At 63.6% G+C, this 6,000-nt stretch carries 6 protein-coding genes; 2 read left to right on the plus strand and 4 right to left on the minus strand.

All coding sequences use genetic code 11. From position 1 onward, the window contains the following. Nucleotides 1–70: 70 nt before the first annotated feature. The 4 genes from ACFSXZ_RS01700 to ACFSXZ_RS01715 all read right to left on the minus strand — a co-directional run bounded on the left by ACFSXZ_RS01700 (nucleotide 71) and on the right by ACFSXZ_RS01715 (nucleotide 3,027). Entirely contained in the window at nucleotides 71–895 is an 825-nt protein-coding gene (locus tag ACFSXZ_RS01700; RefSeq protein WP_378260465.1) for a ZIP family metal transporter, read from the minus strand. A 337-nt stretch (nucleotides 896–1,232) separates the two neighbouring features. After that, nucleotides 1,233–1,640 carry a hypothetical protein gene (locus tag ACFSXZ_RS01705; RefSeq protein WP_378260467.1) on the minus strand — a complete coding sequence of 136 codons (408 nt, stop codon included), beginning with the start codon at nucleotides 1,638–1,640 and terminating at the stop codon, nucleotides 1,233–1,235. Nucleotides 1,641–1,642: 2 nt separating this feature from the next. Then, nucleotides 1,643–2,161, minus strand: a complete 519-nt coding sequence (locus tag ACFSXZ_RS01710; protein ID WP_378260469.1) for a hypothetical protein — start codon at nucleotides 2,159–2,161, stop codon at nucleotides 1,643–1,645. 611 nt (nucleotides 2,162–2,772) lie between these two features. Further along, nucleotides 2,773–3,027 (minus strand): DUF308 domain-containing protein, encoded by a 255-nt coding sequence (locus tag ACFSXZ_RS01715; RefSeq protein ID WP_378260471.1) that lies wholly within the window; start codon nucleotides 3,025–3,027, stop codon nucleotides 2,773–2,775. Between the two features lie 545 nt (nucleotides 3,028–3,572). Here ACFSXZ_RS01715 and ACFSXZ_RS01720 point away from each other — a divergent pair. Together ACFSXZ_RS01720 and ACFSXZ_RS01725 are read left to right on the plus strand one after the other, a co-directional pair. Next, a complete protein-coding gene (locus ACFSXZ_RS01720) occupies nucleotides 3,573–4,181 on the plus strand; it encodes a hypothetical protein (RefSeq protein WP_378260473.1) in 609 nt (202 codons plus the stop codon). A gap of 194 nt (nucleotides 4,182–4,375) precedes the next feature. Beyond that, the gene (locus ACFSXZ_RS01725) at nucleotides 4,376–5,479 is read left to right on the plus strand and encodes a restriction endonuclease (protein ID WP_378260475.1); all 1,104 of its coding nucleotides are present in this window, start codon (nucleotides 4,376–4,378) and stop codon (nucleotides 5,477–5,479) included. The last annotated feature ends 521 nt before the right edge of the window (nucleotides 5,480–6,000 follow it).

Genomic DNA, 6,000 nt, shown 5'->3' on the forward strand with positions numbered 1-6,000 from the left:
CTCCGCAGTGGTCGCCGGGTTCGCCGGGCGGGCACCGGTGGCAGTGCGGCGCCGGGTTGGAGAGGGCGGTTCAGGCGCCGGCGGCGGTGAGGATGGCGTCGGTGGCGAAGCCGAGGACGAGGCCGAGGAACACGCCCCAGGTGGTGATGGTTTTGAGGTTGGTTTTGCGGGCGGCGGCGAGGAGTTCGATCACGACGTAGAGGATGGAGCCGGCGGCCAGGCCGAGGAACGCGATGGAGAGGGTGTCGTTGACGAAGGTTTGTCCGATGATGGTGCCGAGGAAGGTGGGGCCGCCGCCGATGAGGCCGAGCAGGGCGAGATAGCCCCAGGAGGGTCGTTGCCCGGTGAGGGGGGCGACGATGCCGAAGCCTTCGGTGGCGTTGTGCAGGCCGAACCCGATGACGAGGAGAACGGCGAGGCTGAGTTCGCCGCTGGCGGCGGAGTTGCCGATGGCGAGGCCTTCGGCGAAGTTGTGCAGCCCAATGCCGATGGCGATCATCAGCGCCAGCCGCCCGGCCGCGCTGCCGATGGTGGCGGGCCGGAGTTGGCTGGCGGCGGCAGTGCCCGGGCCGGGTGCGCGGGAACCGGTGGTGGTGCGGCGGCTTGTCGTTTGGTCGAAGTACACCAGGCCGAGCAGGCCGGCACCGAGGGTGAGCGCGAGGACCGCGCCGTCGCCGAGAGCCGGTCCGGTCTGGTCGTGGCCCAGGCCGGTGTGGACGGGTTCCCAGGCGTGGGCGAGCACGTCCCACAGCAGGAAGATCAGGATGCCGATAGCGGTGGCGCCGAGCAGGGCTTTGAGCCGCGGCATCGCGGTACGTAGCCGCCCGAGCGGCAGCCCGAGGTAGATGGTGAAACCGGCGATGGCACCGAGCAGGGTGATCTGGGCGGGGGGCATGACGCTGGCTCCTGGACTGTGAACTCCGACGTGACGCACCGGACCGTAACTCAGGTAAGCCTCACCTCAAAGAGGTAAGGCGAAGCTCACGCACGCGGATGTCTGGTTCGCCGGAATGGATCGGTCATGTCAAAACGATCCCAGGCGGGTGGTTAGTTTCCCCCTGCTCTCGTCCAGCCGCGTGCTGGGTGGACGCGGTCGTGTCCGGCGATGGTGATCGAACGTCGTCTGGTACGGCCACCGGCGGAAGCTCCAGCGGGTCATCAGTACTTCCAGGAAACGTGAGGAGGGCCTGCCGCGACTGACGCGGCAGGCCCTCCTCACCTGCGGGGTCGGGTCAGGTGTTCTTGACGGCGAGCTTGATGCCGTCGATGAGGTTCGGCACGCCGAACAGGAGCAGGACAGCGGCCAGGGCCATCCACCACGTACCCCAGCCGAAGTAGCCGACGAGCAGGCCGGGGATGGTGAACAGCAAACCCGCACTCGCGGCCTCGCCTGCGGGGGACGGCGGGCGCGGCATCGCCCTGATGGCTTCCTCGACGGCCCGCTGCTTGCGCCGCCGTTCGAGCGCGTCCTCGTAGTCGAGCAGCTGGGTGGTCTGGGTGGTGATGCGGGCCCGCAAACGGCGGTAGGCGTCAGAATTCTTGGGCAGGGAAGCCAGCAGTGTCGTGTCCTGGTCGATCTTCTCGCGCAGCGTCTTCAGGTTCGGGACGTACGGCTCGGCGGTGATGGCTTTCCTCCACACTTTCAGCGGGCTCGGACCAACAGCCCACGCTCAACGGCCGGCACCGCCGCGATGTTCCCACCGCTCGGGAGTTGATGCCTGGTGCGCGGCGTGGCGGACGAACGCGCGCTCGAGCCTGGCGGGCCGAGCCGGTGCAGGAATGATCGGCCGTTGTCGCAGGTGTGGCAGAGGGTGGCGCAGGCGACGTCGAAGCCGCCGGGCTTGCTGAACGCGGAGGTGACCGCGTGCAGGCCGCCGGTCCCGCCGCAGCCTGCGCATCGATCGGCGACAGGGCAGCCGCTGGCGTCCATCAGTGCCTCGTCCGGCCCGTCGAACACCGCATCGTCGAACTCGTCGAAGTCGTCGCCGGGCCCCACGACGTGCCGGCCGACCAGGTCCAGCCCGTCGGGTACCGGGCCAACGTGCACCAGGCCGTGATGCTCGTGGCCCCGGTGATGCCGTGCGCGCTGCTTGCCAGCGCGGGCGGCACGCCGCCGCAGTTTGGCCGCGCGTCCGCTTGTGTTGCGGGTTTTCTTCGCCATGCTCGAACGGCCGGTCGGGTGGTGCGGGCGCGGGTCAGTTGGTGCTGGTGCCCTCGGTACGGAACCGCGGCTGCCGGCCGATGCGGCGGGCGACAGCGGCGATCTCCGCCGAACTGGCCGGCAGCACCATCGTCAGACGGGCGGCCACCAAAGCCCCGACTCGCGCCTGACTCCCGTCAGCCGCCCGGACTCCCCGTCGGGGGCCCGTCTGCCCGGTCACCGCTCGCTGCCACGTCGCGGCCGAACGCGTACGCGAACTGCGAGCGCAGACGCCCGACCGCAGCACGCATCTTCGCAGCCACCTCGCGCGGCTCCAGTTCGTCCGGCGACTGCGACGGCAACGGCAACGCGCTATGAGACAAGTGGTGGTTCACTGGCCGCCGGCTACCCCGTCTGCCGGGCGGCCAAACGCGCGTTCAGGTGCTGTTTTCGGCGCACGGACCACGTGGGGATCTGGCTAGAGACCCCGATCCACGACCGGCCCTCAGCCCGGAGCCGAACCCGGCAAAGGTGCCTCGCGAACACGCCATGGGGGCTGTGTCAACCGTAGCTGGGCGGCGCGACCGGGCGCGGAGTCAACGCTGCGCCGGCACGGTGACACGTCGCCGCTGCTAGCGGCGGATGCCTTCGGCTACGAGGAAGGCTCCGTCAAGGATAAGCCCGATACCGAAGAAGAGGATCAGGCCCAGCAGGCTGGGCCCGGGGTAGACCAGGACCGTGATGCCGGCCGCCGCGCCCCACGGCCCGGCGGCGATCGTCCGCGTGTCCGTGCGGATTCCGTGCACGATCTGGATCAGCCCGGAGACGGTCCAGAACAAGCCCAGCAGCAGGATGAGGGTGGCGAGGGCAAGCACCCACGGAGCCATCGGGAGCCCACAAGATCAACCCAACAGACCAGGGTGATCCACAATCCGGGACCGGTCCGCAGCCCGGCCACCATGTCGATCTTGTGGGCCGCCCGAGCTCGAACCCGGAATCTATGGATAGAAGATCAACTGTGCCGGGTGGCTCCGGATCGTTCCGGTTGTTGCCGGCGATCTGGCGTGTTTCCACTTGCAAATGCCGGTCAGTTCGGACCCGTTCCGGCGATCTCGCGTTGATTAGCAGCAGTAAAACGGCACCTTACGCGCGGGACTGGCGGGCAGGCTTCCCCTGCGTGCTTCCGGCTGAGGTGATCGCCTCGCGGCGCGGGTTCATCCCTGCCGGGCCGGGTGGTGCCGGTCAAGGGTCTGACGGAGGCCACGAAGCGCCCTTGACCGGTGCCGCCCGGTCTGGCTGCCCTCGGGCGCGCCGTGAGGAGGTCACCGGACTGGGGCCCTCCCCTGATCTCCGAAGCGGTGCCGGGGCCGGGGCAGAGCCCCGAGGGCCGAGGTCCTTGAGGTAGCTTTACCTCGGTGTTCTGTCATCATCCGTGGAGGGGGCCATCTTGTGGGAATTCTTTGCGAGTGCCTTATGGCCGATTGTGGCGTTAGTCGGCCTTGTGATGTATAGGACGCCGGTCGGGGACTTAATTCGGAAGATCACTCATGCAGAAGTTGCAGGAGTCAAGATCGACGTTGACAGGCTGGAAGCGGCAACTGGAGAGGCTGCCGACGCGGCACGTGAGGTTGACGCAGGGCAGACATCATCGGAGACCGCACGAACAGACGAGAACGCTCCCAACGCCTACGCCGAGCGGGCAGCTTTAGCTGAGCTAAGCCCGGCTGCGCTAATTATGCAGTCGTACCGTGAAGTCGAGTTAGCGCTACAAGACTTGTTCGACGCTATGGTCAAAAGCGGTGTAATAAAAGACGGTGCTAGCGGGACACGTCGACCGGCGAGCCCCTTATTTTATCTTGAAAAGAACGGATTTCTCCACGGCGCATTGGCCTCGTTGTTGCGCGAGCTTAGGCATGGTCGGAACGTCGTAACGCATACCCGGGACGAGCCAACTGCTGCGGAGGCCCTGGCGTTTGCCGAGAGCGCCGACGTGGCAAAAGCTCTAATTGAGCAACACTACGGCAAGATAGGGCTGGCCTGAGGCTGGGCCGTCGCCAAGGCCGCCGACCGGAGCGGAGCGGCAAGCCGGGCGGTCCGTGCGGCGCGCTTGCGCGCCGCCTTGATCCCAAAGAGCCAAATTCGACAAGAGTCGAAGCGACATCGAAGTCGCGTGGCGGCGGAACATCTTCCCCACCCGGCGTACCATTAACCGACTAAAAGTCTTACCATTCTTCCATGGGCGCGATATGGATGCCAAGAGGGAAGCTAGTCGAAGATCTCATCGATCTTGTTGGAGCACGCGTTGGCTTGGCTGTCAATGAAGCAAGTTTCGAGAACTCGATAAGGTCAACCGAGTATGTTGACCTCCTACGGGGAGAGAGTGGGGAGCTAATACGAATCCGCTCGGAAGCGGTCGAAGAGCTTGCAGCACTGGTGCTTGCGCACTTCGGAGATATAAAGGCGGAAGAAGGTCCGTTTGCTACAATGAAGACATGTATGGACCTCTGGCGGGATAACCCGAATCGTGAAGCTCCGATGCGTCGCCTCCTGGAGATAGTAGCACCACAAATTCGCCAACGTTCCGATAGCGGAATTCTGTTTATTTCTTCCTATACAACAATGCTCAGCTTGGCTGATCTAGGTTTTAATACACCTTCGTCGACGAGGCAGAAGGGCTATATCTCCAAGGAGCAGATGCAACGCGCGACTGAGATACTCAAAGAAGAATTTGGAGAAACCGGAAATTACGTTGCAATAAGAATTTTCGATGCCATCTTGCGCGAGCGAGAGGTCACCTTCCTTTTCTCGCGCATCAGACGATATACACAGGAGCAGCAGATCTCCTTGACGAGCTTGTTTGAATCGCAGGCGCTAAATGGAGATAGGTTTGACCAGAGGTACATAGACTTTCTTAGTGTAAATCTCGACGAGATCGATCGCATTAACTGGAGACAATTCGAAGCCCTCTGCGCAGAGTACTTTTCCCGCCAGGGTCTTCATGTACAGCTGGGACCAGGAGCTAACGACAACGGTGTAGACATACGAGTTTGGCCACAAGAAGGTAACGTGGACGCTCCGCCGCTAATCCTCATACAGTGTAAAAGGCAAAGAGTCAGAGTGTCAAAGACGGTAGTAAAGGCTTTGTGGGCCGACGTCTCATTCGAGGAGGCCAAAATGGGATTAATTGCAACGACGTCAGATTTAGAGCCAGGTGCAAAAATGGTACGGGAAACACGGGGATATCCAGTGGATATTGCGAATCGAGATGCGATTCGTGAGTGGATCGCGAAGTTAAGAACGCCTAGGACCGGGCTTTTCCTTCCGGACACATTGCCATAGTGGTTTAAGCGCCGACGCTTGAGGTATTTATCCCGGTTATGCTAACGACGGCCCGCGCGTATTGCTAGACCCGGGCAGCTCGGGCGACTATTTCCCAAGCAAGGACGCGCGCCGATCGAGTTGGGCGGCTTGCCGTGGTAGTTCTGCACTTTCGCGTGTTTCACCCGGCGTTGCGCACCGGCTCTCAACAGCTTACTATACGTCAGATACAGCACCCGCCGGTCCCGGCCCACTTCGGTGCACAACGCCTGAATCGCGGTGGTTTTGCCCGATCCAGCCGTCGCATCGACAATCACATCCTGCCCCGCCCGCACCGCGTCAATCATCCGCCGCCGTCCGCCACTCAACTGAACAGGCGACGCCGCAGCGCTACGGCCATGATTCCCACGCTAGGCCCAATGCGGGTCTATCCCGTGATCGGTGTTTCCGGCGTTGTTGATCAGTAGGTTTCGGCTCCCGGCCAGGAACAGGGTGGGCTGCACGTGAGGTGCCGGGTTCACCGTGGTGAGTTCGGTCCTTTT

The sequence above is a fragment of the Amycolatopsis pigmentata genome (assembly GCF_042684065.1).
Taxonomy (GTDB): domain Bacteria; phylum Actinomycetota; class Actinomycetes; order Mycobacteriales; family Pseudonocardiaceae; genus Amycolatopsis_E; species Amycolatopsis_E pigmentata.